At 68.2% G+C, this 24469-nt stretch carries 19 protein-coding genes and 2 tRNA genes; 18 read left to right on the top strand and 3 right to left on the bottom strand.

The features are described from left to right. Window positions 1-515: 515 nt before the first annotated feature. Window positions 516-710 carry a hypothetical protein gene (locus tag AB0I18_RS26955; protein ID WP_151481578.1) on the top strand — a complete coding sequence of 65 codons (195 nt, stop codon included), beginning with the start codon at window positions 516-518 and terminating at the stop codon, window positions 708-710. 250 nt (window positions 711-960) lie between these two features. On the opposite strand, the gene AB0I18_RS26950 is transcribed toward AB0I18_RS26955, so the two are convergent. Continuing rightward, window positions 961-1031 (bottom strand) — tRNA-Gly (locus AB0I18_RS26950). Between the two features lie 165 nt (window positions 1032-1196). Between AB0I18_RS26950 and AB0I18_RS26945 the strand changes: the two genes are divergently transcribed. From AB0I18_RS26945 to AB0I18_RS26915, 7 genes are all read left to right on the top strand, one after another. After that, a tRNA-Pro gene (locus AB0I18_RS26945) sits at window positions 1197-1273 on the top strand. Between the two features lie 196 nt (window positions 1274-1469). Beyond that, window positions 1470-2888 carry a trigger factor gene (tig, locus tag AB0I18_RS26940; RefSeq protein ID WP_363108152.1) on the top strand — a complete coding sequence of 473 codons (1419 nt, stop codon included), beginning with the start codon at window positions 1470-1472 and terminating at the stop codon, window positions 2886-2888. Window positions 2889-3337: 449 nt separating this feature from the next. Beyond that, window positions 3338-3943: an ATP-dependent Clp protease proteolytic subunit gene (locus AB0I18_RS26935; protein WP_363108161.1), complete on the top strand. Its 606-nt coding sequence runs from the start codon at window positions 3338-3340 to the stop codon at window positions 3941-3943. Window positions 3944-4067: 124 nt separating this feature from the next. Further along, complete coding sequence (locus tag AB0I18_RS26930) at window positions 4068-4748, top strand: ATP-dependent Clp protease proteolytic subunit (protein ID WP_363108151.1); 681 nt, start codon at window positions 4068-4070, stop codon at window positions 4746-4748. Window positions 4749-4919: 171 nt separating this feature from the next. Further along, complete coding sequence (clpX, locus tag AB0I18_RS26925; RefSeq protein ID WP_363108150.1) at window positions 4920-6206, top strand: ATP-dependent Clp protease ATP-binding subunit ClpX; 1287 nt, start codon at window positions 4920-4922, stop codon at window positions 6204-6206. Between the two features lie 240 nt (window positions 6207-6446). After that, window positions 6447-6686 (top strand): type II toxin-antitoxin system RelE/ParE family toxin, encoded by a 240-nt coding sequence (locus AB0I18_RS26920; RefSeq protein WP_363108149.1) that lies wholly within the window; start codon window positions 6447-6449, stop codon window positions 6684-6686. Further along, window positions 6683-6988 (top strand): helix-turn-helix transcriptional regulator, encoded by a 306-nt coding sequence (locus AB0I18_RS26915; RefSeq protein WP_363108148.1) that lies wholly within the window; start codon window positions 6683-6685, stop codon window positions 6986-6988. Before AB0I18_RS26920 ends, AB0I18_RS26915 begins: the two co-directional genes overlap by 4 nt. 841 nt (window positions 6989-7829) lie before the next feature. On the opposite strand, the gene AB0I18_RS26910 is transcribed toward AB0I18_RS26915, so the two are convergent. Both AB0I18_RS26910 and AB0I18_RS26905 read right to left on the bottom strand, forming a co-directional pair. Then, entirely contained in the window at window positions 7830-8792 is a 963-nt protein-coding gene (locus tag AB0I18_RS26910; protein ID WP_363108147.1) for a hypothetical protein, read from the bottom strand. Between the two features lie 127 nt (window positions 8793-8919). Continuing rightward, a complete protein-coding gene (locus tag AB0I18_RS26905) occupies window positions 8920-10554 on the bottom strand; it encodes an IS200/IS605 family accessory protein TnpB-related protein (protein ID WP_363108146.1) in 1635 nt (544 codons plus the stop codon). 250 nt (window positions 10555-10804) lie between these two features. On the opposite strand from AB0I18_RS26905, the gene AB0I18_RS26900 reads away from it, so the two are divergent. The 10 genes from AB0I18_RS26900 to AB0I18_RS26855 all read left to right on the top strand — a co-directional run bounded on the left by AB0I18_RS26900 (window position 10805) and on the right by AB0I18_RS26855 (window position 24426). After that, complete coding sequence (locus AB0I18_RS26900) at window positions 10805-13435, top strand: valine--tRNA ligase (protein WP_363108145.1); 2631 nt, start codon at window positions 10805-10807, stop codon at window positions 13433-13435. Between the two features lie 114 nt (window positions 13436-13549). Beyond that, window positions 13550-15073 (top strand): folylpolyglutamate synthase/dihydrofolate synthase family protein, encoded by a 1524-nt coding sequence (locus AB0I18_RS26895; protein ID WP_363108144.1) that lies wholly within the window; start codon window positions 13550-13552, stop codon window positions 15071-15073. A gap of 3 nt (window positions 15074-15076) precedes the next feature. Then, a complete protein-coding gene (locus tag AB0I18_RS26890; protein ID WP_363108143.1) occupies window positions 15077-15430 on the top strand; it encodes a DUF4233 domain-containing protein in 354 nt (117 codons plus the stop codon). A 194-nt stretch (window positions 15431-15624) separates the two neighbouring features. Next, window positions 15625-16038, top strand: a complete 414-nt coding sequence (ndk, locus tag AB0I18_RS26885) for a nucleoside-diphosphate kinase (RefSeq protein WP_363108142.1) — start codon at window positions 15625-15627, stop codon at window positions 16036-16038. A gap of 398 nt (window positions 16039-16436) precedes the next feature. Further along, window positions 16437-17456 (top strand): rod shape-determining protein, encoded by a 1020-nt coding sequence (locus tag AB0I18_RS26880; RefSeq protein ID WP_037747701.1) that lies wholly within the window; start codon window positions 16437-16439, stop codon window positions 17454-17456. Window positions 17457-17615: 159 nt separating this feature from the next. Beyond that, complete coding sequence (mreC, locus tag AB0I18_RS26875; protein WP_363108141.1) at window positions 17616-18560, top strand: rod shape-determining protein MreC; 945 nt, start codon at window positions 17616-17618, stop codon at window positions 18558-18560. 13 nt (window positions 18561-18573) lie between these two features. Beyond that, a complete protein-coding gene (gene mreD, locus AB0I18_RS26870; protein WP_363108140.1) occupies window positions 18574-19245 on the top strand; it encodes a rod shape-determining protein MreD in 672 nt (223 codons plus the stop codon). A 110-nt stretch (window positions 19246-19355) separates the two neighbouring features. Beyond that, window positions 19356-21641 (top strand): penicillin-binding protein 2, encoded by a 2286-nt coding sequence (mrdA, locus tag AB0I18_RS26865; protein WP_363108139.1) that lies wholly within the window; start codon window positions 19356-19358, stop codon window positions 21639-21641. Continuing rightward, the gene (gene rodA / locus AB0I18_RS26860; RefSeq protein WP_363108138.1) at window positions 21638-22837 is read left to right on the top strand and encodes a rod shape-determining protein RodA; all 1200 of its coding nucleotides are present in this window, start codon (window positions 21638-21640) and stop codon (window positions 22835-22837) included. The genes mrdA and rodA overlap by 4 nt, the downstream gene beginning before the upstream one ends. A 62-nt stretch (window positions 22838-22899) precedes the next feature. Continuing rightward, window positions 22900-24426, top strand: coding sequence for a CYTH and CHAD domain-containing protein (locus AB0I18_RS26855; protein WP_363108137.1), 1527 nt, complete (start codon window positions 22900-22902; stop codon window positions 24424-24426). The last annotated feature ends 43 nt before the right edge of the window (window positions 24427-24469 follow it).

The raw sequence follows: 24469 nt of genomic DNA, 5'->3' as shown, positions 1-24469 counted from the left end.
CAGCGTAGAACATCTGAGGCACCCTAGCGTTGTCCGTGGGATTTCGTAAAACCCCTGAGGCAAATCCTGCTTATCTCCCGGCGGGCATACGGGATTTGGCGAAGTCGACATAGCGATGTCCATGCCGATTGACATACTGTCGGCCCGCCCAGGACGGTCGTTACGTCCGACTTCGTCACGACTAAATGGTGCATAACACTCGCGGGCGACTCTGGTGAAATGTCCGGTTGAGTCGTCTTTAGTGACCCGCTGGTCAGCGCCGTTGGTGTGCCTGTGGCAACAATTCGAATTACCTGCGAACAGGTTGTGTGGACACGGAAATGATCATCCTGAATTTCCCGTGCGGGGGGTGCCTCGAATTGCCGTGCGGGACCTGGCCGTTCAGGTCGGCGGCCGATGGATGCCTCACCCGCCGCATACGCCGGGCCTGTTGGTGGCACGATGGTTCTGGCGGGGGTGTGCGGGGTTGCACCTCCGGGCCGGGAGAGCGGACCGACCGTAGGGTGTGATCAGTTGTGGCCATTTCGCTGTCAGTGGTGCTGCTGTTGGGGATCGTCCTGGTGGTGTTGATACGGGGTGGATCGATCAAGGGAGGGCCGGCGGTGGTCGCCGTGCTCTTCGGCTTCTTCCTCGCCTCCACGGGCATGGCGGACGACATCCAACGCTTCCTCAACTCGGTGGCGGAGACCATCAACGAGATCCAGTTCTGAGCGGGTCCCCACGCCCGAAGGGGCGAAACGGGCGAGTGTGCGACGACGGGGGCCTCGGGGTGCCCCTGTGCGGCGCTTCCCGGAGCCCTGCCGGCACGCCGCCTCCGTGCGATCCCGGCTGCGGGCCGGCTCGTACCGCCGCTCGCTCAGGCCCGTCCGCTCAACTCCCGGCTCGCGTTCCTCGAAGCCCCGCAAACGCATCAGGGCCAGGCAGAGAACTGAATCTCCGACCTGGCCCCGAGCCGTACAGAGCGGGCGACGGGAATCGAACCCGCGTAGCTAGTTTGGAAGACTAGGGCTCTACCATTGAGCTACGCCCGCACAGGATGCGCCGCAGGTCAGTGACGCGCGGCACGGAAGCATCGTAGCGGGTCGTACCCCTTCGCCGCACACCCCGTTTCCGTGCGCGTTCCGGTGGGCGGAAACGGTCGACGAAATGCGGGAGCCGCACTGTCTGCGGGCATGTACCCTACGTGTCGCACCAGACGGGGTGTGGCGCAGCTTGGTAGCGCGTCCGCTTTGGGAGCGGAAGGCCGTGGGTTCAAATCCCGCCACCCCGACCACCGTGCCGGCCCCCGCGCCGGACCTCGGCAAGATCACCTTTTGGGGCGTGTCCCGCCTGCGGCTAGTATGCAAACTGCGCGCCCGTATGTCTGCACTGTTACGTCTCGCAGGGCCGCGAATCCGCTGAGGCTCCGCCGCACCCGGCAGAGAACGTCAGCAGAACCCCAAGAAGTCAGCCCCCAAGGAGACCGAACCGTGAAGAGCGCCGTGGAGACCCTGAACCCGACCCGGGTTCGGCTCAGCATTGAGGTGCCCTTCGAGGAGCTCAAGGACAGCCTCGACGCGGCGTACAAGAAGATCAACCAGCAGGTCACGGTGAAGGGCTTCCGGAAGGGCAAGATTCCGGCCCGCGTCATCGACCAGCGGTTCGGTCGTGGCGCCGTGCTCGAAGAGGCCGTCAATGACGCGCTCCCGAAGTTCTACACCGACGCGGTCAACGAGGCTGAGCTGAACGTCCTCGGCCAGCCCGAGGTCGACATCACCGAGCTGAAGGACGGCGAGACGCTGAACTTCACCGCCGAGGTCGACATCCGTCCGACCATCGAGATCCCGGACTACTCCGGCATCGAGGTCGAGGTCGACGCGGTCGAGGTCGGCGAAGAGGACATCGACAAGGCCGTCGAGGAGCTGCGCGAGCGCTTCGCCTCGACCTCGCCGGTCGAGCGCGCCGCCCAGGACGGCGACGTCGTCACGATCGACCTGGAGGCCAAGGTCGACGGAGAGGTGCTGGAGGACGGCGTCGCCAGCGGTGTCTCCTACACCATCGGCTCCGGCGAACTGCTCGACGGCATCGACGACGCTGTGACGGGCCTGGAGACCGGTGGCGAGGCCACCTTCGCCTCCGAGCTCAAGGGCGGCTCGGCGGCCGGCAAGGAGGCCGAGGTCACCGTCAAGGTCACCCAGGTCGCCGCGCGCGAACTCCCGTCCCTGGACGACGACTTCGCGCAGCTCGCCTCCGAGTTCGACACCCTCGAAGAGCTGCGCGCCGACAGCCGCAAGCGCCTCGAGAACATGAAGCAGTACGACCAGGCCACGCAGGCCCAGGAGCGTGTCCTGGAGAAGCTGCTGGAGCTCGTCGAGGTGCCCGTCCCCGAGAAGCTCCTCGCGGACGAGATCAACACCCGCAAGCACAACCTGGAGCACCACCAGCTCGGCCAGATGGGCATCGACCTCCCGAAGTACCTGGAGATCCAGGGCAAGACGGAGGAAGAGTTCGACACCGAGACCGAGGAAGCCGCGGTCAAGGGCATCAAGACGCAGTTCGTCCTGGACGAGCTCGTCAACAAGGAGAAGCTGAACGTCAACCAGGAGGAGCTCACCGAGCACCTCATGCGGCGTGCGGCCTCCTCCGGCATGTCCCCCGACCAGTTCGCCCAGGCGGTCGTCGAGGGCGGCCAGGTCCCGATGCTGGTCGGCGAGGTCGCCCGCGGCAAGGCCCTTGCCGTGGTCGTCGAGGCCGCCACCGTCAAGGACACGAACGGCGAGCTCGTGGACCTGGACGACGAGGACGAGGACGAGACGGCTGAGACCGTCGAGGCCGACGGCTCCGCCGAGGAAGCGGCTGAGGAGGCCACCGAGGCCTCTGCGGCTTCCGAGGAGAAGACCGAGGGCTGATCCCCTCGCTTGTACGCCACGATGGGCTCCCGGCACCTTGTGTACCCGGGGGCCCATCGGGCTTTTAGGGGGGCGGGGCTGTGACATTGTGCGGCTCCGCCGCGTGGGCGCGACCAGCCCCCCACAACCCGCACCCGCCGACGCACCGCCGGAGGCAGCCGCGCCTGCGGCTCGTGGGGGCTGAGCGCGCAGTTCCCCGCGCCCCTGAAGGGTGGGGCGGGGCCCACGAAGGACCTGCTCACCCAGCGGAGCGCATGCGCTCACAGCGAACAGTTCCCTCTGCGGGATTCCCCGGAGGGACCCGCGCGTTAGGGTCCATGAGTACGAGGGCAGGGGAGTCCCCGGAGCCGTCCGACACGGCGCGCACACGGGGTCCCACGCCCCCAGCAGAAGACGTGAGACGGCCCCGCGCCGTCGGAAGACGAGCAGGTGGATACGTGACGAATCTGATGCCCACAGCCGCCGGCGACCCCATCGGTGGTGGCCTCGGCGACCAGGTCTACAACCGGCTGCTCGGCGAGCGGATCATCTTCCTCGGCCAGGCGGTCGACGATGACATCGCCAACAAGATCACGGCGCAGCTGCTGCTCCTTGCCTCCGATCCGGACAAGGACATTTACCTCTACATCAACAGCCCCGGCGGCTCGATCACCGCCGGCATGGCGATCTACGACACCATGCAGTACATCAAGAACGACGTGGTGACGATCGCCATGGGCATGGCCGCCTCGATGGGCCAGTTCCTGCTCAGCGCGGGCACCCCCGGCAAGCGGTTCGCGCTGCCGAACGCCGAGATCCTGATCCACCAGCCCTCGGCCGGTCTGGCCGGCTCCGCGTCGGACATCAAGATCCACGCCGAGCGGCTGCTGCACACCAAGAAGCGGATGGCGGAGCTGACCTCGTTCCACACCGGCCAGACCGTGGAGCAGATCACCCGCGACTCGGACCGTGACCGCTGGTTCGACCCGATCGAGGCCAAGTCGTACGGCCTCATCGACGACATCATGCCCACCGCTGCCGGTATGCCGGGCGGCGGCGGCACCGGAGCGGCGTAGACAGGTTCTACGCCGGCCCAGGCGTCGGCGTAGTACCGACCCAGGTGCCGGCGTAGACCGGCACCAGCCCTTCCGAGCCCCCAGCCGACCGCCTCAGCCCTTACCAGGCTCTCCAGGAGACACAGTGAACGACTTCCCCGGCAGCGGCCTCTACGCCCGCACAGAGGCCGAGTACACCGGCCCTCGCGCGGAGTCCCGCTACGTCATCCCGCGCTTCGTCGAGCGCACCTCGCAGGGCGTCCGTGAGTACGACCCGTACGCGAAGCTGTTCGAGGAGCGCGTGATCTTCCTCGGCGTGCAGATCGACGACGCCTCCGCCAACGACGTCATGGCGCAGCTGCTGTGCCTGGAGTCGATGGACCCCGACCGTGACATCTCGGTCTACATCAACAGCCCCGGTGGCTCCTTCACGGCGCTCACGGCGATCTACGACACGATGCAGTTCGTGAAGCCGGACGTCCAGACCGTCTGCATGGGTCAGGCCGCCTCGGCCGCCGCGATCCTGCTGGCCGCCGGTACGCCGGGCAAGCGCATGGCGCTGCCGAACGCGCGCGTGCTGATCCACCAGCCCTACAGCGAGACCGGCCGCGGTCAGGTCTCCGACCTCGAGATCGCGGCGAACGAGATCCTCCGGATGCGCGCCCAGCTCGAAGACATGCTGGCCAAGCACTCGACCACGCCGATCGAGAAGATCCGCGAGGACATCGAGCGCGACAAGATCCTCACGGCCGAGGACGCGCTCGCGTACGGCCTGATCGACCAGATCATCTCCACCCGGAAGATGAACAACGCAGTGGTCGCGTGACGTACATGTGAGGGATCGCTGTATCGTCTGCCGCTCCTTGGCGCGGTTCACGACAAAGTGAACCGCGCCAAGGGGGGCCCGAACGGGGGGCTCGGCAAGGTACCGTCGGACATAAGGCAGCACCAGGAGCCGCTGGACCTAGGCGTCTCCCAGGCGAAGGGGAAGCACACCGTGGCACGCATCGGTGACGGCGGCGATCTGCTCAAGTGCTCGTTCTGTGGCAAGAGCCAGAAGCAGGTCAAGAAGCTCATCGCAGGCCCTGGTGTGTACATCTGCGACGAGTGCATCGATCTCTGCAACGAGATCATCGAGGAAGAACTCGCGGAGACGAGCGAGGTGCGCTGGGAGGAACTTCCCAAGCCTCGCGAGATCTACGAGTTCCTCGAGGGGTACGTCGTAGGCCAGGAGTCGGCCAAGAAGGCCCTCTCGGTCGCGGTGTACAACCACTACAAGCGGGTCCAGGCCGGCGAGAACAGCGCGGGTCAGAACCGCGAGGACGCCATCGAGTTGGCGAAGTCCAACATTCTGCTGCTGGGCCCGACGGGCTCCGGCAAGACGCTCCTCGCACAGACTCTCGCCCGCATGCTGAACGTTCCGTTCGCCATCGCCGACGCGACGGCGCTGACGGAGGCGGGGTACGTCGGCGAGGACGTCGAGAACATTCTGCTGAAGCTGATCCAGGCAGCGGACTACGACGTCAAGAAGGCCGAGACCGGCATCATCTACATCGACGAGATCGACAAGGTGGCTCGTAAGAGCGAAAACCCGTCGATCACGCGTGACGTGTCCGGCGAGGGCGTCCAGCAGGCCCTGTTGAAGATCCTGGAGGGCACCACGGCGTCCGTTCCTCCGCAGGGCGGACGCAAGCACCCCCACCAGGAGTTCATCCAGATCGACACGACGAACGTCCTGTTCATCGTGGGCGGCGCCTTCGCGGGCCTGGAGAAGCTCGTCGAGTCCCGCGCGGGTGCCAAGGGCATCGGCTTCGGCGCGACGATCCGCTCCAAGAAGGAGCTGGAGGCGAAGGACCGCTTCGAGGACGTCATGCCCGAGGACCTGGTGAAGTTCGGCATGATCCCGGAGTTCATCGGCCGCCTCCCGGTCATCACGAGCGTGCACAACCTGGACCGCGAGGCTCTCCTCCAGATCCTGGTGGAGCCGCGCAACGCCCTGGTGAAGCAGTACCAGCGCCTTTTCGAACTCGACGGCGTGGAGCTGGACTTCGAGCGCGAGGCCCTCGAAGCCATCGCCGACCAGGCCATCCTCCGCCAGACCGGCGCGCGCGGCCTGCGCGCCATCATGGAGGAGGTCCTCCAGGCGGTGATGTACGAGGTCCCGTCCCGCAAGGACGTGGCCCGCGTCGTCATCACCTCGGAGGTCGTCCGCTCGAACGTGAACCCGACGCTGATTCCGCGGGAGGCGCGGGGGCGGGAGCCGGGGGAGCAGAAGACCGCGTAGGCGGTACGCCGACGAGGAATGGGCGCCCGGCTGGATCTTGCCGGGTGCCCATTCCTCTGACCATCGACATTAGCCACTGCTAATGCTTCGGCGTGGACGGACCGTACGAGTTGAGGTTCTTCGCCGATGTCCTGGAGTGGATCCAAGTGTTCGCCAAGGATGACCCCGACAGTCACGATCACGTCATTGCCCCACTGGAGTGGTTAACAGGAATCGGGGCCGGCGTTGCGGCGCCCGACCGTGGGAGCCATCGAGGGCAGTCAGTTCCGCAACATGCGGGAGCTTCGGCCCCGGAGTGGAGGCTCGGTCAGTATCCGGATGCTGTTCGTCTTCGATCCCGTCCGGCGCGGGGTGTTCCTGGTGGCCGGGAACAAGGCGAGCGGGCGGCAGTGGGAAGCGTGGTATCCGAAGGCGATCAAACAGGCTGACGCCAAGTACGCCGCGTACCTTGAAGCTCTGAGGGAGGAGAACGAAGCGTGAAGCTCGGCAGCATGAATGACGTGACCGCCGACATCACTCCGGAGAAGCGTGCCCGCATCGACGAGATCAAGCGGGAGATGGTCGACGCGGAGCGGGGTTACGAACTCGCCGCTCTGCGCAAGGCTCAGGGGATGACGCAGGTCCAGGTCGCCAAGGTGATGGGCGTGACGCAGGGGCGTATCAGTCAGATCGAACGCGGGGGTGTCCGGCTGGATACCTCGACGATGGGTGCGTACCTTCAGGCCATCGGCGGGGAGTTGACGATACTAGCCACGGTGGGGAATGTCTCCGTGAGGCTTTGACCGGATTCGGCGATGTCGTGCCGTCCGATCGGCGGCGCAGGGGACCGCTGGGCTGTTTCGATCCCGCGCGACTCGCAGGGCCCGCGTGGAGCTTCGGCCAACCGGGCTGGCGCGAAGCGTGGTCCGGCTACGGCGTAGGCGCGTTCGCCAGCGGGGGGTTTGCTGCTTGACCGGCGTCAAAGATCCCTCTCTTGTTTGCGACGGCATCCGGGAAGACGCTGCTTGTCTTGGAGTCCCGTTGAGTTCGGCACCACTGTGGGGCCGCCGCACAGCGGGGGCACCTGCGGGGAAGGCGGCGTAACCAGGTCGCGTACGCCAAGGAGGGCACCCAGCGATCTTCGTTGGGTGCCCTCCTTGTGTGCCTTCACGTCATCTCTGCATGGATCAAGCCAAGTTCACACTGGGCACTGGCGTCATGGCCGCCTCAAATGATCGTCTACGTCAAGCAAGGGTTGACCACCTTGCGGCAGATTCGAAACGGGAGGTTCAGAGCATGAAGATGAAGCGCGCCGTGTTGGCGCTGTGTGTGACGGCAGCAGCTGGGGCCGTGCCACTGGTTGCGGCCTCGACGGCACACGCTGACCAGATCAGCTGCGTTAACTACGTGGCGAGCCATGGCTACACCGCAGGCCCCAAGGTGAGAGCCGCTTGTAACCACGGGGCCATCACCTCTGTGCCCGGGACGATCGCTAACCCGCACTGCCTCACGAGGTTGGCGGCGATCAACGTTAGGCTGTCTGTTGCCAATCCGGCTTGCCTGCGTGCCTGAGTAGCGAGCGCGGGACACGAGAGAGGGGCGCCGGTGAGTTCTGTCGGGCGCCCCTCCTTCTGGTAGCTGGCGCTACTTCGCCACGCGGGCTTCCTTGCGGACGTCGGCCGCAATCTGGGCCGATTCGTCCAACGTGTATGTCTTGGAGCCCGTGGTCGGCTCCACCACCCCCATAGTGCTGTAGTCGGCCCAGATGCACATGTGGGTGTTCTGGGTCTTCTCCGTGAGCTGGTTCTTGCTTTTTGCCTGCTGGCACTTCATCAGAGCGCCCTCAAAACCATCGGGCGAGACGGACTTGGGCTCGCCGATCAGCTCGATGTTATCGTCCGTCTCCGACTTCATCTGGGTGAAGGTGACGTCGAGCGCCTTCCCCGGATCCTTCACCTTGCCGTAGACGCCGAGAAGCGTGATGTTCTCGGCGGTTGCAGTCTTCGCTATGTCGGCGGGGTCAGTGGGATCGAGAGTTGTCAGGTCCATCGTCGAGTAAATGCCAGCGATCGACGTGGAGTTGGTAACTCCGGCCTTCGCGAGGTCCTTCGCGTCACTGGAACTCGCCTTCTCCTCCTGGGAGTTGCCCTGGCGTTGGTACTTGTCGGACGAGAGCGACGAGGGAGCCGTCAGCTTGTGCGGGCCGTCGTCCTCAAGCCCGGAGCTCGATCCGCCGCCCCCGCCGATGACGAGGTACGCCCCCACCGCGATCGCGGCCACGACCGCCACCGCGCCGATGACGAGGCCCGTCTTCTTCTTGCCGCCGCCCGGAGCCGGGGGCATCGGGGCACCGTAGGGGGCGCTGGGCGGCTGCTGGCCGTACGGCGGGGGCTGCTGGCCGTAGCCGGGCTGCTGGGGCGGAACCCCGGGAGGGGCCTGCTGGGGGTACCCGTAACCGGGCTGCGGCGGCGGCGCCTGCTGCGGATAGCCGTAGCCGGGCTGGCCGGGCTGGGGGGCCTGCGGCTGCTGGCCGTAAGGACCCGGCTGACCGTACGGTCCGGGCTGTTGAGGCTGCCCGCCGTACGGGCCCGGCTGGTTGTAGCTCATTGTCTGGGTTCCCCTCCAGAAACTTATGTGTTCCGAACATCCTGTCCCACGCACCGGCCACACGGCGCGTCGGTGGCCTCACTGTTACCGAGGAATCCCGTTTCGGGACGGACGCGTGACACCGTTCCTAAACACTGAGCGGGAATGCGTCCTGTTGCCAGGACTGCTGCTCAGTCGTGTGCCCCGAACGGTGTTGGGCACGCTGGTCGCCCGCTTTCGCTCCACCACCGGGCGGCGCGCCTCGCGTGCGCGGTCCGGGCAGGTGGGGGCGGGTTTCCTCGCGCCCTCGGGTCTCCGGTCGGGCCTGGACGATCCGATGCCCCGGCACATCACTCTGGTGTGCCGGGGGCGGTGTCGTCCGTCGCTTGATCGGGTGTCCGAGGGCGCGTCGCCCGATCGCGATGCTGGCCGCATCGTGCCGGGAAATCTTGCGGGCCGGGGTGCTGAGGGGTTTCTGCCAATGCTGGGCACCCCAGCGGGAGGTGTAGGCCGGGTCGACCGCGACGACGGCGATGTCCTGTTCGGCGGCCATCGACACCAGCCGGGCCTTCAATTTCGCGGTCGGGAAACGGGACAGCAGCCGCCGGAAGCGCTTGTTGCGGCCGTGCTTCTCCCGGCTGGTTCCGTTGGTGAAGTCGAGGTTCTCGATGGCGATCGCGGCGGCCCCGCAGCGCCGGGTGTGGTGCAGCAGCCGACTCAGCGCGTGCCGGATCTGTGCGTCGCGATGCTCTGATGTGCCGGTGAGGTCGTAGAAGAAGCGCTGCGGCTCGCCGACCGGGTTGCCGTGCCCGTCCAGGTGCCAGGCGGCCAGGTGGTCGTCGTTCATGTCCATTGCCACCACGCCCTGGGCCAGGGCCGCTTGAAGCGGCAGGACGGGGGTGGCGGCGCGCTGCCAGGAGGCGGTCACGTACCAACGGCCGCGCACTGTGTCGTGGTGGATGCGGTAGGCCACCGCCCGATGGGCGGTGATTCGGTCCAACCACTCTTGGCCGCGGTGCTGGAAGCGCACGGTCGCGTCGAGGACGTACCGGCCGTGTGGTGCGTTCGCCAGGTGGGCCAGCGGGGCCGGGAGCTTGATGGAGAACTGGCCGGTGTCGGTGATCCGGAGGGTCTCGTTGCCGAACCGCTTGCCCGTTTCCCCGTCGGCGGCCAGGAACATCCGCTCCGCCCGCCAGCGCTGGCGCCACGTCGGCTCGGTCAGCCCGGCCGCGTCCAGGTGGTGGCGGGTGTGGGCGAGCCGCTTGCCGCCGCGCACCACGCGCACCCGGCCCGCTGCCCAGTCCGCCTCCACCGAGAGGAGTCGGTCTTTGAGGGTCTGCAGGCGGCGGGACTTGGCGTGCCACTCGCCCCGCGAGGAGTAGCCGCGCACGAGTCCTTCGCGCTTGCTGGCCTTGGCGCCCAGCGGCCGGGCCAGCCGCGCCTCGATCGACGAGATCTGTCCCCGCAGCCAGGCCAGGTGCGCAGCCTGCCCGCGCCTTGCCAGCGCCCACTGGTCGTGGGTGGCCTTGGTGATGCTGCCCGCCCAGCGCGCCGATGACTGCCCCGTCAGCTCCCGCTTGCGCACCGCCCACGATGCCGCATCGTGGCCCAACTCCTGCCGGGCGCGTACCGCGAGATCCCCACCTGCCAGCGAGCCCAGGAAGACACCGACCTCGGCCAGCAGCGCCGCATCCGCCGCGCTCACCCGCAGCCGGTCCCGGATCGCCACCCCGGCCGGACCGGGCACCACGAACGACGCCGCCAACTCCCGCAACCCGCCCACCCCTTCGCCCCCGCCCGGCCAACGATCCCCGTCACGACAGTCAACGAGCAGCCTCCGTAGAGGTCACCCATTCGACCCAAGAACTCACGTTCCTCTTCCAAGAGGCGAGGGCCCGGAACATGCCCGGGATGGAGGGATCATCCTGGCGCGCAACGGACCACCACATCCGATCCTGGTAATCACTCACGCTCACCAGTAGGCACTCCCGCTCGGTACAACGGCAGCAGTTTCCAACCTCTAAACTGACCCCGTGACCGAGAACGCTCAGCAGCAGCCAACAGCGCCCACCTCCGAACTGCCGACCCAGTACGCGCCGGCCGAGGTAGAGGGGACGCTGTACGAGCGCTGGGTGGAACGGGGTTACTTCGCCGCCGACGCGAAGAGCGAGAAGCCGCCGTACACCATCGTCATCCCGCCGCCGAACGTCACCGGCTCGCTCCACCTGGGGCACGCCTTCCAGCACACGCTCATGGACGCGCTGACGCGTCGTAAGCGCATGCAGGGGTACGAGGCGCTGTGGCTGCCGGGCATGGACCACGCCGGTATCGCCACGCAGAACAAGGTCGAGCAGCAGCTGGCGGAAGAGGGCAAGTCCCGCCAGGACCTGGGGCGCGAGGAGTTCGTCGAGCGCGTCTGGCAGTGGAAGGAAGAGTACGGCGGCAGGATCCTCGGGCAGATGCGGCGGCTCGGGGACGGCGTGGACTGGTCGCGCGAGCGGTTCACCATGGACGAGGGGCTCTCCGAAGCCGTCCTCACCATCTTCAAGAAGCTGTACGACGACGAGCTGATCTACCGCGCCGAGCGGATCATCAACTGGTGTCCGCGCTGTCTGACGGCGATCTCGGACATCGAGGTGGAGTACCAGGAGGACGACGGCGAGCTCGTCTCCATCAAGTACGGGGAGGGCGACGAGACGCTCGTCGTCGCGACCACCCGTGCCGAGACCATGCTCGGCGACACCGCCGTCGCCGTTCACCCCGACGACGAGCGGTACAAGCACCTCCTCGGCAAGCGCATCAAGCTGCCGCTGACGGACCGTACGATCCCCGTCGTCGCGGACGCGCACGTCGACCCGGAGTTCGGCACGGGTGCCGTCAAGGTGACGCCGGCGCACGACCCGAACGACTTCGAGATCGGCCAGCGGCACGGTCTGGAGTCGTTGACCGTGATGGACGAGCGCGGTGTCATCACCGTGCACGGCCCGTTCCAGGGACTCGACCGCTTCGAGGCCCGGTCCACCATCGTCGCGGCCCTGCGCGAGCAGGGCCGGATCGTCGCCGAGAAGCGTCCGTACGTCCACTCCGTCGGCCACTGCTCCCGCTGCAAGACCACCATCGAGCCGCGGCTCTCCATGCAGTGGTGGGTCAAGGTCGGCCCGCTCGCGAAGGCCGCCGGTGACGCGGTCCGCGACGGGCGGGTGGAGATCCACCCGAAGGAGATGTCGAAGCGCTACTTCGACTGGGTCGACAACATGCACGACTGGTGCATCTCGCGCCAGCTGTGGTGGGGCCACCGGATCCCCGTCTGGTACGGGCCGGACGGCGAGGTCGTCTGCGTCGGTCCGAACGAGGAGCCGCCCGGCACCGAGGCCGAGGGCTGGACCCAGGACTCCGACGTCCTCGACACCTGGTTCTCCTCCGGCCTGTGGCCGTTCTCCACGCTGGGCTGGCCGGAGCGTACGCCGGACCTGGAGAAGTTCTACTCGACCGACGTCCTGCTCACCGGGCACGACATCATCTTCTTCTGGGTCGCCCGGATGATGATGTTCGGGCTGTACGCGATGGACGGCGAGATCCCGTTCAAGACGATCGCGTTGACCGGCCTCGTCCGTGACGAGCACGGCAAGAAGATGTCCAAGTCCAACCCCAACTCGGTGGACCCGCTGGACTGGATGGACGCGTACGGCGCCGACGCCGTCCGCTTCACCCTCGCCCGTGGTGCCAACCCGGGCGCGGACGTGCCGATCGGCGAGGACTGGGTCCAGGCGTCCCGGAACTTCGCCAACAAGATCTGGAACGCGACCCGCTTCGCGCTGATGAACGGCGCGACGGTCGAAGGCCCGCTCCCGGACCCGTCCGAGATGTCGGCGACCGACCGGTGGATCCTGTCCCGCCTCAACAAGACGGTCGCCGAAGTCGATGCGTTCTACGAGGACTTCCAGTTCGCCAAGCTCTCCGACTCCCTCTTCCACTATGCGTGGGACGAGGTCTTCGACTGGTACGTCGAGCTGTCCAAGACGACGTTCATCGCGGGCGGCCCGGCGGCCGAGGTCAGCAAGCGCGTCCTGGGCGAGGTCCTGGACGTCACGCTGAAGCTGCTGCACCCGGTGGTCCCGTTCGTCACGGAGACGCTGTGGACGACGCTCACGGGCGGCGAGTCCCTCGTGATCGCCGAGTGGCCCACCGACAGCGGCTTTCGCGACTCCGGCGCCGAGCGGGAGATCGAGACGCTCCAGCAGGTCATCACGGAGGTCCGCCGCTTCCGTGCCGACCAGGGCCTGCAGCCCGGCCAGCGGGTCCCGGCCCGGCTCGCCCTCGACGGGACCGCGCTGGCCCCGCACGAGGCGGCCATCCGCCAGCTGCTGCGCCTCCAGCCGGAGGGTGACGACTTCACGGCCACGGCCACCCTGCCGGTCGCGGGCGCGCAGGTCGCGCTCGACCTCTCCGGCACGATCGACGTGGCGGCCGAGCGCAAGCGCCTCGCGAAGGACCTCGCCGCGGCCGAGAAGGAGAAGGCCCAGGCGAACGCCAAGCTCGGCAACGAGGCGTTCCTCGCCAAGGCCCCGGACCAGGTCGTGGACAAGATCCGTACGCGGCTCGCCAAGGCGGACGAGGACATCGCCCGCATCCAGAGCCAGCTGGAGCGCCTGCCGGCGGCCTAGACACGGACGTACGCCCCAGGGCCCCGGAGCCGAGCACGGTTCCGGGGCCCTCGGTGCGGGCGCGCGGCACCCCGGGGCCGAGCCGCTGTCGGTGGTCCTCCGTAGACTGGGCGTGTGAGTGAGCTCCCGCACGACAGCAGTGAGTCAGACCCGTCCGGTCCGTTCGATTCGTTCGACGAGATCGTCGAGGCGGAGACCGAGCGCGACCCCGATCTGGCCGTGATCGAGGCCGGCAGCCGCACCCTGCGGACGCAGGGCGGGCCGCCGGAGACCGGCGTTCCCGGGCGCCCGGCCGACCCCGAGACCGACAAGGCGCTGCGCGAGGTCGAGGGCGAGCTCGCCACGCGGTGGGGCGAGACCAAGCTGGAGCCGTCCGTCGACCGCATCGCCGCGCTCATGGACGTGCTCGGGGAGCCGCAGCGCGCGTATCCCTCCATCCACATCACCGGGACCAACGGCAAGACGTCCACCGCCCGCATGATCGAGGCCCTCCTCGGCGCCTTCGACCTGCGCACCGGGCGGTACACCTCGCCGCACGTCCAGTCGATCACCGAGCGGATCAGCCTGGACGGGTCGGCGATCACGGCGGAGCGGTTCGTCGAGACGTACCGGGACATCCAGCCGTACGTCGAGATGGTCGACTCCCGGCAGGAGTTCCGGCTCTCCTTCTTCGAGGTGCTCACGGGCATGGCGTACGCGGCCTTCGCGGACGCGCCCGTCGACGTGGCCGTCGTGGAGGTGGGGATGGGCGGCAGCTGGGACGCGACGAACGTGATCGACGGGGATGTCGCCGTGGTGACCCCCATCGATCTCGATCACACCGACCGGCTCGGCACCACCGCCGGCGACATCGCCAAGGAGAAGGCCGGGATCGTCAAGCAGGACGCCACCGTCATCCTGGCCCAGCAGCCCGTCGACGCCGCCCAGGTGTTGCTCAAGAAGGCCGTCGAGGTCGATGCCACAGTCGCCCGCGAGGGGCTCGAGTTCGGCGTCGTGAGCCGCCAGGTCGCCGTCGGCGGGCAGCTGCTGACACTCCGGGGGCTCGGCGGGGAGTACGAAGAGGTGTACCTGCCGCTGCACGGGCCCTACCAGGCGCACAACGCCGCGGTGGCGCTCGCCGCCGTGGAGGCGTTCTTCGGCGTCGGCTCCCAGCGGCCCGAGCCGCTCGACATCGAAACGGTCCGCAAGGCTTTCGCCTCGGTCGCCTCACCGGGTCGCATGGAGGTCATCCGCCGCTCGCCCACCGTCGTCCTGGACGCCGCGCACAACCCGGCGGGCGCCCGCGCCACCGCCGAGGCCGTCCGCGAGGTCTTCGACTTCAGCCGGCTGATCGGTGTGGTGGGGGCGAGCGGCGACAAGAACGTACGGGGGCTGCTGGAGGCCTTCGAGCCGATCCTCACCGAGGTCGTCGTCACGCAGAATTCCAGCCACCGTGCCATGGACGTGGACACGCTCGCCGGGCTCGCCGTGGAGGTCTTCGGCGAGGACCGGGTCCAGGTCGAGCCGCGGCTGGATGACGCCCTGGAGGCCGCGGTCACCCTGGCCGAGGAAGAGGCCGAGTACGCGGGCGGGGGCGTCCTCGTCACCGGTTCCGTCATCACCGTCGGCGAGGCCCGACTGCTCCTGGGGAGGGGCTGACCTGTGCGTACGCTCTGTGCTTCGACGCTGATCGGCGAGGTGTTCGTCATCGGCTTCGCCGGACTGGTCGCCATGAAGGACCCCGACCTGTCCATGACCACGGTCTGGACGGTCAGCGGGGTCGCCATGGCGCTGTGCCTGCTGCTCTGCGGGATGATCACGCGGCCGGGGGGTGTGCAGCTCGGCTGGGCGCTGCAGATCGCGCTGATCGCGAGTGGGTTCGTGGTGCCGACGATGTTCTTCCTGGGGGCGCTCTTCGCTGTCCTGTGGTGGGCGTCGGTGCACTTCGGGCGGAAGGTCGAGGAGGCGAAGGAGCGGTTTGCTGCGCAGGCTGAGGCGGAAGGGCATGCTGCGTAGGTGCGGGTGCGCTGAACCCTGGGGGCTGCGCCCCCAGACCCCCGCTTATCGGCCTGGACGGCCTCGTCCTCAAACGCCGGACGGGCTGAGTAGTGAGGCAGCTTCCCCTATCACCTGACGCTGCGTAACAAGCACCCGGACACGCCCTGTAATCTCGGTCACCCGCACATCTGTGACCTGAAGGAGCCACCACCGTGAGCCAGCGCACCCTCGTCCTTCTCAAGCCCGACGCGGTCCGTCGTGGCCTGACCGGCGAGATCATCAGCCGCATCGAGCGCAAGGCCGGCTGGCAGATCACCGCGCTGGAGCTGCGCACGCTGGACCAGGAGACGCTGGAGCAGCACTACGGCGAGCACAAGGGCAAGCCGTTCTACGAGCCGCTGGTCGAGTTCATGGCCTCCGGCCCGGTCGTGGCGCTGGTCGTCGAGGGGGAGCGCGTCATCGAGGGCGTACGGGCGCTGGCGGGCCCGACCGACCCGATCGCCGCCGCTCCCGGCTCCATCCGCGGTGACTTCGGGGTGATCGTCCGGGAGAACCTGATCCACGCCTCGGACTCCGAGGAGTCCGCCGACCGTGAGATGAAGATCTTCTTCCCGGGCCTCGCCTGACCTGACCGGCAGTACCCTCCGCTCGGCACCCGGGTCGGCCGGGGCGCTGCCCGGCGCCACGCCCGGGTGGCCAGGCAGGCCCCGGGCCACCCGCCCGGCGTACCGAAAAATCTTCTGACGCCTTGTCAGCCACGTGCGCGTCTGACCTGGGACGGCCGCGGAATAGTGGCCGCCTTCTGGCATATGCGTGCCGATCGGGGGAACGCGTACCTCCGTTGGCTCGTCTCCAGAAGCGGGGCGGCGTGTCATCTGCTGACAATGGCGAAGACCCTCGCGCAGTGTTCGTGCAGGCGAGACTACGATGGAAGCCTTCACGTCACAGCGCTCACCCTCGCCGACCTAAAAAGCCATCAAAAGCTCCACTTGGGAAGGCCAGACGAATCCTGATGGGGAACTCAATGTCGTTCATCGGCCGTGACATGGCTGTCGACCTCGGGACCGCCAACACGCTGGTGTACGTCAGGGGTCGCGGGATCGTACTCAACGAGCCGTCCGTCGTCGCGATCAACACCAACACCGGTGGAATTCTCGCGGTCGGCGCGGAAGCGAAGAAGATGATCGGGCGGACTCCCGGCAACATCGTTGCCGTGCGTCCGCTGAAGGACGGTGTCATCGCCGACTTCGAGATCACCGAGCGGATGCTGCGCTACTTCATCCTGAAGATCCACAAGCGGCGGTATCTGGCCCGTCCTCGCGTTGTCGTCTGTGTGCCCTCGGGCATCACCGGCGTCGAGCGTCGTGCCGTCATCGAGGCGTCGTCCCAGGCCGGCGCCCGCCAGGTGCACATCATCGAGGAGCCCATGGCCGCGGCCATCGGTTCCGGCCTGCCGGTCCACGAGGCCACGGGCAACATGGTGGTGGACATCGGCGGCGGCACCACCGAGGTCGCGGTCATCTCGCTCGGCGGAATCGTCACGGCACAGTCCATCCGGGTGGCCGGCGACGAGCTGGACAACGCGATCATCCAGCACATCAAGAAGGAGTACTCGCTCCTTCTCGGTGAGCGGACGGCTGAGCAGATCAAGATCACGATCGGTTCCGCGTACGACCTCGACAATGACGAACACACCGAAATCCGTGGCCGGGACCTCGTGTCCGGGCTGCCCAAGACCGTCGTCATCTCGGCCGCCGAAGTCCGTAAGGCGATCGAGGAACCCGTCAACGCCATCGTTGACGCGGTCAAGACCACCCTCGACAAGTGCCCGCCGGAGCTGTCCGGCGACGTGATGGACCGCGGGATCGTGCTCACCGGCGGCGGTGCGCTGCTCCGCGGCCTCGACGAGCGGCTGCGCCGCGAGACCGGCATGCCGATCCACATCGCCGAGGACCCGCTGGACAGCGTGGCGCTCGGCTCCGGCAAGTGCGTGGAGGAGTTCGAGGCGCTCCAGCAGGTGCTGGACGCCCAGCCGCGCAGATGACGTAACTCTTCGATTCCGCCGTACGAGACGATCTCCTCTCGTGCGGCGGATCGTTGATATTGAGGCATAAGCTCCCCATACCGCCCGTGGGTTCCACCCTCCGGGATCTTCCGGGTGGGTCATACATGAATTCCGACGAGGAAGGCACGGCCGCCGCACGTGAGGGACACACGAGAGAGCCGGCTGCTCCTGGTGCTGCTGATCGCCATCGCGTTCGCTCTGATCACGGTGGATATCCGCGGTGGTGAGGACACACCGGTCGACGGTGCCCGGCAGGCCGCCGCGACGGTCTTCGGCCCGATCGAGGAAGGGGTGGCGTCCGCCGTCGATCCCGTGGGCAACGCGATCGAGGCCGTGCGGGACTCCGGCGACCGGCACGACCGCATCGCCCAACTCGAACGTGACAACGCCGCGTTGAAGGCGAGACTCGGCAGCGACGACCGCAACCGCAGCCGCCTCAAGCAGTTCGACAAGATGCTCAAGACGGCGGGCGCCGGGCAGTACGGCATCAAGGGCGCCGAGGTCATCGCCATCGGCGCGGCGCAGGGCTTCTCCTGGACCGTCACCATCGACGTGGGTGCCGACGACGGCATCAGGCGCGACATGACCGTGCTCAACGGGGACGGCCTGGTCGGGCGCGTCACCACCGTCGGACCGAACACCGCCACCGTGCTGCTCGCCAACGATCCCGACTTCACCGTCGGTACGCGCATGGAGTCGACGGACGAACTGGGCTTCGCCTCCGGCCAGGGCGACCGCCCGCTGCGCGTGGAGATGCTCAACGGCAAGGCCAAGATCAAGGAGGGCGACCGGTTGGTCACGTTCGGCTCGCAGGCCGACCGGCCGTTCGTGCCCGGCGTCCCCGTCGGCATCGTGTCCCGCGTCGACCCCTCCGGCGGCGACCTGACCCGCACGATCTACGTCAGGCCGTTCGTCGGCTTCAGTAAGCTCGACATCGTCGGCGTCGTCGTACAGGCCCCGCGCAAGGACCCGCGTGACGAGGTCCTGCCGCCCAAGCCCGAGCCGACCCCCACGCCGACGGTGACCGTGACGGTCACACCGTCCGCCCAGGTGCCCGCCGACGGTCTGCAGCAAGAGCAGTAGGAGCTGAACTTCCATGCGCTTCAACCGAATGCTGCTCTCCACGACGCTGGTGATCGTCGCCCTGGTGATCCAGGTGAGCGTGCTCGCCCGCCTCCAGCTGCCGGGCGCCGTCCCGGACCTGCTGCTGCTGACCGTGCTGGGCCTCGCCCTGGTCTACGGCCATGTCGGCGGCGCCCTCATCGGCTTCGGCGCGGGCCTGCTCGCCGACCTGGCCCCGCCCGCCGACCACGCCGCCGGGCGCTACGCCCTCGTGCTGTGCGTCATCGGCTACCTCGCCGGACTCGCCAAACCCGACAACGGCCAGCTCAAGTCGGCCACCGGCCCGATGGCCGTGGTCGTCGTCGCCGCGCTCGGCTCCACGCTCCTGTACGCGGGAGTGGGCGCCCTCGTCGGCGACACCTCCGCCCGCCATGTGGGCCTGGGCAGCCTGCTGTTCACGGCCGCCCTGTACGACCTGCTGCTCGCCCCGTTCGTGGTCCCCGGGATCATGGCGCTGGCCCGGCGCGCCGAGAACGATCCGCTCGCCGAGGCCGGCGGCTCGGCCAAGACGACCGACGTGTCCGCGGGCTGGCTGTCCTCCGGCACGGGCCTGCGCATCGGCAACCAGCGCGGCGGACTGCGCGTGAAGGCCGCGAGAGCGCGAATGGCCCGCGCGGGACGCATCAAGGGGGTCAAGCGGCTGTGAGAACGGGGCAGCAGGAGACCGTGGGCGCGTGCCGACCGGCCGCCCGCGCACACAGCTTGGCCGTGTACTCGTATGACTCGTACGTGCTCTGAGAGGGGGAGACAGCCGCAGTGACGAACATTCCCGAGACCGGCCGGACTCCACGGGTCCAGATCCGGCTCGTCGTCATCCAGATCCTTGTCCTGTCCCTCCTCGCCACTCTCGGCGGCCGTCTCTGGTACCTCCAGATCCGCAACGGCGACGAGTACGCCAAGGAGGCCTCGGGCAACCACGTCCAGCAGGTCGTCAGTCCCGCCGTGCGCGGCTCGATCCTCGACGCCCGCGGTGTGCCGATCGCCGACAACGAGACCCGGCTGGTGGTCTCCGCGTCCCGCACCGAGCTGCTGAAGATGGACGACGACGGCAAAGCGGTCCTCACCAAGCTCGCCGGCGTGCTGGGTCTGAAGGCCAAGGACGTCATCGAGAAGGTCCGGCTGTGCGACTCGAAGACGCCGCAGCCCTGCTGGAACGGCTCGCCCTACCAGCCGATCCCCATCACCGACGAGGCCACCGCCAAGCAGGCCCTGCAGATCCGCGAGCGCGCCGAGGACTTCCCCGGCATCACCGCCGAGCCGCAGGCCGTCCGCCGCTACGCCGCCCCCGCCAAGGCCAACACCGCGCAGGTCCTCGGCTATCTCTCGCCCGTCACGGACGAGGAGATCACCAAGGCCGAGGACACCGACTCGCCGTACCTGCGCTCCGACCAGGTCGGCCGCTCCGGCCTCGAGCGCCAGTACGACAAGGAGCTGCGCGGCAAGGCGGGCGTCACCCGCTACGAGGTCGACAACCTCGGCCGCGTCATCGGCGAGGCCGAGAGCGACAAGGCCGAGCCCGGCGCCAACGTCGTCACCAGCATCGACTCCCGCGTCCAGCGCGTCGCCGAGTACGAGCTGAACCAGGCGATGAAGGCCGCCCGCGACGAGTTCGACGACAACACCGGCGAGAACTACAAGGCGGACTCCGGCGCGGTCGTCGTCATGGAGGCCAAGACCGGCCGTGTCGTCGCCATGGCGTCCAACCCGTCGTACGACCCGAACGCCTGGGTCGGCGGCATCTCCGGCAAGGACTACACCAAGCTCACCGGCAAGGACTCCAACTACCCGCTCCTGAACCGCGCGATCCAGGGTCAGTCGGCCCCCGGCTCGGTCTTCAAGGTCATCCCGACGGCCGCCGCGATCAACGCGGGCTACTCCTTCAACGGCCCCTACCAGTGCTCCAGTTCGTACTCCATCGGCGGCCAGGTCTTCAAGAACTTCGAGTCCAAGGGGTACGGGCCGATCAGCCTCGGCCAGGCCCTGGAGGTCTCCTGCGACACAGTCTTCTACCGGCTCGCGCACGAGGAGTGGAAGCGGGACGGCGGCATCAAGCCGGACAAGAACGCCAACAACTGGTTCTACAAGACGGCCCACCAGTTCGGCCTCGGCAAGGAGACCGGCATCGACCTCCCCAACGAGGTCACCGGCCGCGTCCCCGACCGCCAGTGGAAGCAGGACTACTGGAAGGCCAACAAGGACGCCTGGTGCAAGTACGGCAAGAAGGGCGGCACCTACGCCCAGCAGATCGCGTACGAGAACTGCCTCGAAGGCAACCGCATGCGCGCCGGTGACTCCGTCAACTACTCCATCGGCCAGGGCGACACACTCGTCACCCCGATCCAGATGGCGACGATCTACGGGGCGATCTCCAACGGCGGCACCCTCTACGACCCGACCGTCGGCAAGGCGATCATCAGCCCCGACGGCAGGACGGTCCAGGAGGTCAAGCCCAAGTCGCACGGCAAGCTGCCGATGACGCGGAAGACCCTCAGCGAGATAGACGGTGCCCTCGAAGGAGTCGCCACCCGCGGTACGGCCGCCTGGCGGTTTGGCGGCTGGCCGCAGGACGAGATCCCGATGCACGCCAAGACGGGTACGGCCGAGGTCTACGGCAAGCAGACGACCTCCTGGTTCACCACGTACACCAAGGACTACACGGTCGTCATGACCATCTCCCAGGGTGGTACGGGCTCCGGCGCCTCGGGCCCCGCCGTGCGCAAGATCTACAACGCGCTCTACGGCGTCTCCGAGGACGGCACGATCGACAAGAAGAAGGCCCTGCTCTACACCCCGCAGAAGAGCCTGCCGAAGATCGAGACGGACGGATCGATCGACTCCCCGAAGGTCGGGGCGTACCCGCCGCCGAAGGAGGAGCAGGCCACCGAGGAGGGCGGGCAGCCGGTGACGGGCGACAACCCGGCCGGCACCGTGCCCAACCCCAACACCGGCAACAACCGCGACACCCGAAGGCGCGACGCCCGACGCGGCGGCACACGAAGGTGCACAGCCCGTCCGAAGAGGCGGCGGAGGACGACCACATGACCGGCGCCAACGGCTTCTCCGTCTCCGGATACGGGCCCCAACGGTCCAGCCTGTCGCGGCTGTTCGCCCGCGACTCGCTGGCCCGCAGACTCGACTGGCCGATACTGTTCGCGGCCATCGCCCTCTCCCTGATCGGCGCGGCCCTCGTCTACTCGGCGACCCGCAACCGCACCGAGCTCAACAACGGCGACCCGTACTACTTCCTGTTCCGGCACCTGCTCAACACCGGAATCGGCTTCGCCCTGATGATCGGCACGGTCTGGCTCGGCCACCGCACCCTGCGCACGGCCGTACCGATCCTGTACGGGATCTCCGTCTTCCTGATCCTCCTCGTGCTGACCCCGCTCGGCGCGACGATCAACGGCGCGCACGCGTGGATCGTCATCGGCGGCGGCTTCTCGCTCCAGCCCTCCGAGTTCGTGAAGATCACGATCATCCTGGGCATGGCGATGCTGCTCGCGGCCCGGGTCGACGCGGGCGACAAACCGCACCCGGACCACCGCACGGTCCTGCAGTCCCTCGGCCTCGCCGCCGTACCGATACTGATCGTCCTGCTCATGCCCGACCTCGGCTCGGTCATGGTCATGGTCATCATCGTGCTCGGCGTGCTGCTCGCCTCCGGCGCCTCCAACCGCTGGGTCTTCGGGCTGATCGGCGCGGGCGCCCTCGGTGCGATCGCGGTCTGGCAGCTCAAGATCCTCGACGAGTACCAGATCAACCGCTTCGCCGCCTTCGCCAACCCCGAGCTCGACCCGGCCGGCGTCGGCTACAACACCAACCAGGCCCGCATCGCGATCGGCTCCGGCGGCCTCACCGGCACCGGGCTCGGCAAGGGCTCCCAGACCACGGGCCAGTTCGTGCCCGAGCAGCAGACGGACTTCGTCTTCACCGTCGCGGGCGAGGAACTCGGCTTCATCGGCGCCGGACTGATCCTGGTCCTGCTCGGCATCGTCCTGTGGCGGGCCTGCCGCATCGCCCGCGAGACGACCGAGCTGTACGGCACGATCGTCGCCGCCGGAATCATCGCCTGGTTCGCCTTCCAGTCCTTCGAGAACGTCGGCATGACCCTCGGCATCATGCCGGTGGCGGGTCTGCCACTGCCCTTCGTCTCGTACGGAGGTTCGTCGATGTTCGCGGTCTGGGTGGCGGTGGGGCTGCTGCAGTCGATTCGAGTGCAACGGCCGATGTCCGCGTAGTGAACTCCCGGGGAACCACCCATGGACTGCCCATGTGCGGGATTCGCGACTAGATTCGGTTTATGGCGGACAGCAAGCGGGAGATCGAGCGTAAGTACGAAGCCGACGAGAATGCCGGACTGGCGGACCTACCGGACCTGACGCGGGTCTCCGGTGTCTCGGCCGTCATCGACAAGGGCGTCGCCGAACTCGACGCGACCTACTACGACACGGCCGACCAGCGGCTCGCCGCCGCGTCCCTCACCCTGCGCCGCCGCACCGGTGGCGACGATGCGGGCTGGCATCTGAAGATCCCGGTCTCCGACGGCGTACGGGACGAGATCCACGCGCCGTTGTCCGACACCGTGCCGCGCACCCTCACCGGGCTCCTCCGCTCCCGGGTGCGCGACGCCGAACTCGTCCCTGTCGTACGGCTGTTGTCGGCCCGTGACGTCCGCCACCTCGTCGACGCCTCCGGGGGCCTGCTCGCCGAGATCAGCGTCGACCGCGTACGCGCCGAGCGGCTCGGCGACGGCACCGGCACCAGCACCGGCACCGCCGAGTGGACCGAGATCGAGGTGGAGCTGGCCGACGACGGCGACCCCGCCTTCCTCGACAAGGTCGAGAAGAAACTCCGCAAGGCCGGCGTCCGCCGCTCCAGCTCGGCGTCCAAGCTGGCCAGGGCGCTGGGGGAGACGGGACGGAAGAAGCCCGAGGCCCCGCCGGTCGCCGAGGAGCCCGTCACCGCCGGGGACCACGTCCTCGCGTACGTCCGGGCCCAGCGCGACGCGATCGTCGAGCTCGACCCCGCCGTACGCCGCGACGTGTTCGACTCCGTGCACGCGATGCGCGTCGCCACCCGCCGGATGCGCAGCGCCTTCCGCTCGTACGGGAAGGTACTGGACCGGACCGTCACCGACCCGATCGGCGACGAGCTGAAGTGGCTGGCCGGCGAACTGGGCGTCGACCGCGACCAGGAAGTCCTCACCGAGCGGCTCACCGGGGCCCTCGACGAACTCCCGCGCACCCTGCTCACCGGGCCCGTCCGCACCCGCCTGCGCACCTGGTCGCACGCCCGCCGCTCCGGCTCCCGGCGCCATCTGATCTCGGTCCTCGACGGCCGGCGGTACCTGGAGCTGCTCGGCGCCCTGGACGCGCTCGTCGCCGGTCCACCGCTGCTCAAGGCGGCCTCGGGCCGACCGGAGAAGGTCATCGCCACCGCCGTGCGCAAGGACTTCGACAAGCTGTCCGCCCTGGTCGGGCAGGCCATCGAGCTGCCCCCGGGCCCGGACCGCGACCTCGCCGTCCACGACGCCCGCAAGAAGGCCAAGCGCACCCGGTACGCGGCGGAGACCGCCGCCCCCGCGCTTGGCGGCCCCGCCTCGGGCCTGGTCAAGTCGATGAAGTCGCTGCAAGGGCTGCTCGGCGAGCACCAGGACAGCGTGATGGCCCGGCTCGCCCTGCGTGATGTCGCGACCCAGGCCCACGCGGCGGGCGAGAGCGCCTTCACGTACGGGGTGCTGTACGCGAGGGAGGAGCAGGCCGCCGCGTCGGTGGAGGCCGCGCTGCCCGGGGCGTGGGGCACGATCCGGGGCGGGATGGGCGTCTGAGAGGTACCCCCGGGCGGGTTAGTGTTGAGGGTCCCCCTTGTCA

Origin of the sequence: Streptomyces sp. NPDC050704, assembly GCF_040654355.1 — a bacterium.
Taxonomy (GTDB): domain Bacteria; phylum Actinomycetota; class Actinomycetes; order Streptomycetales; family Streptomycetaceae; genus Streptomyces.
Note: the sequence above shows the minus strand (reverse complement) of the source record. Positions and strands in the feature narration are given on the sequence as shown.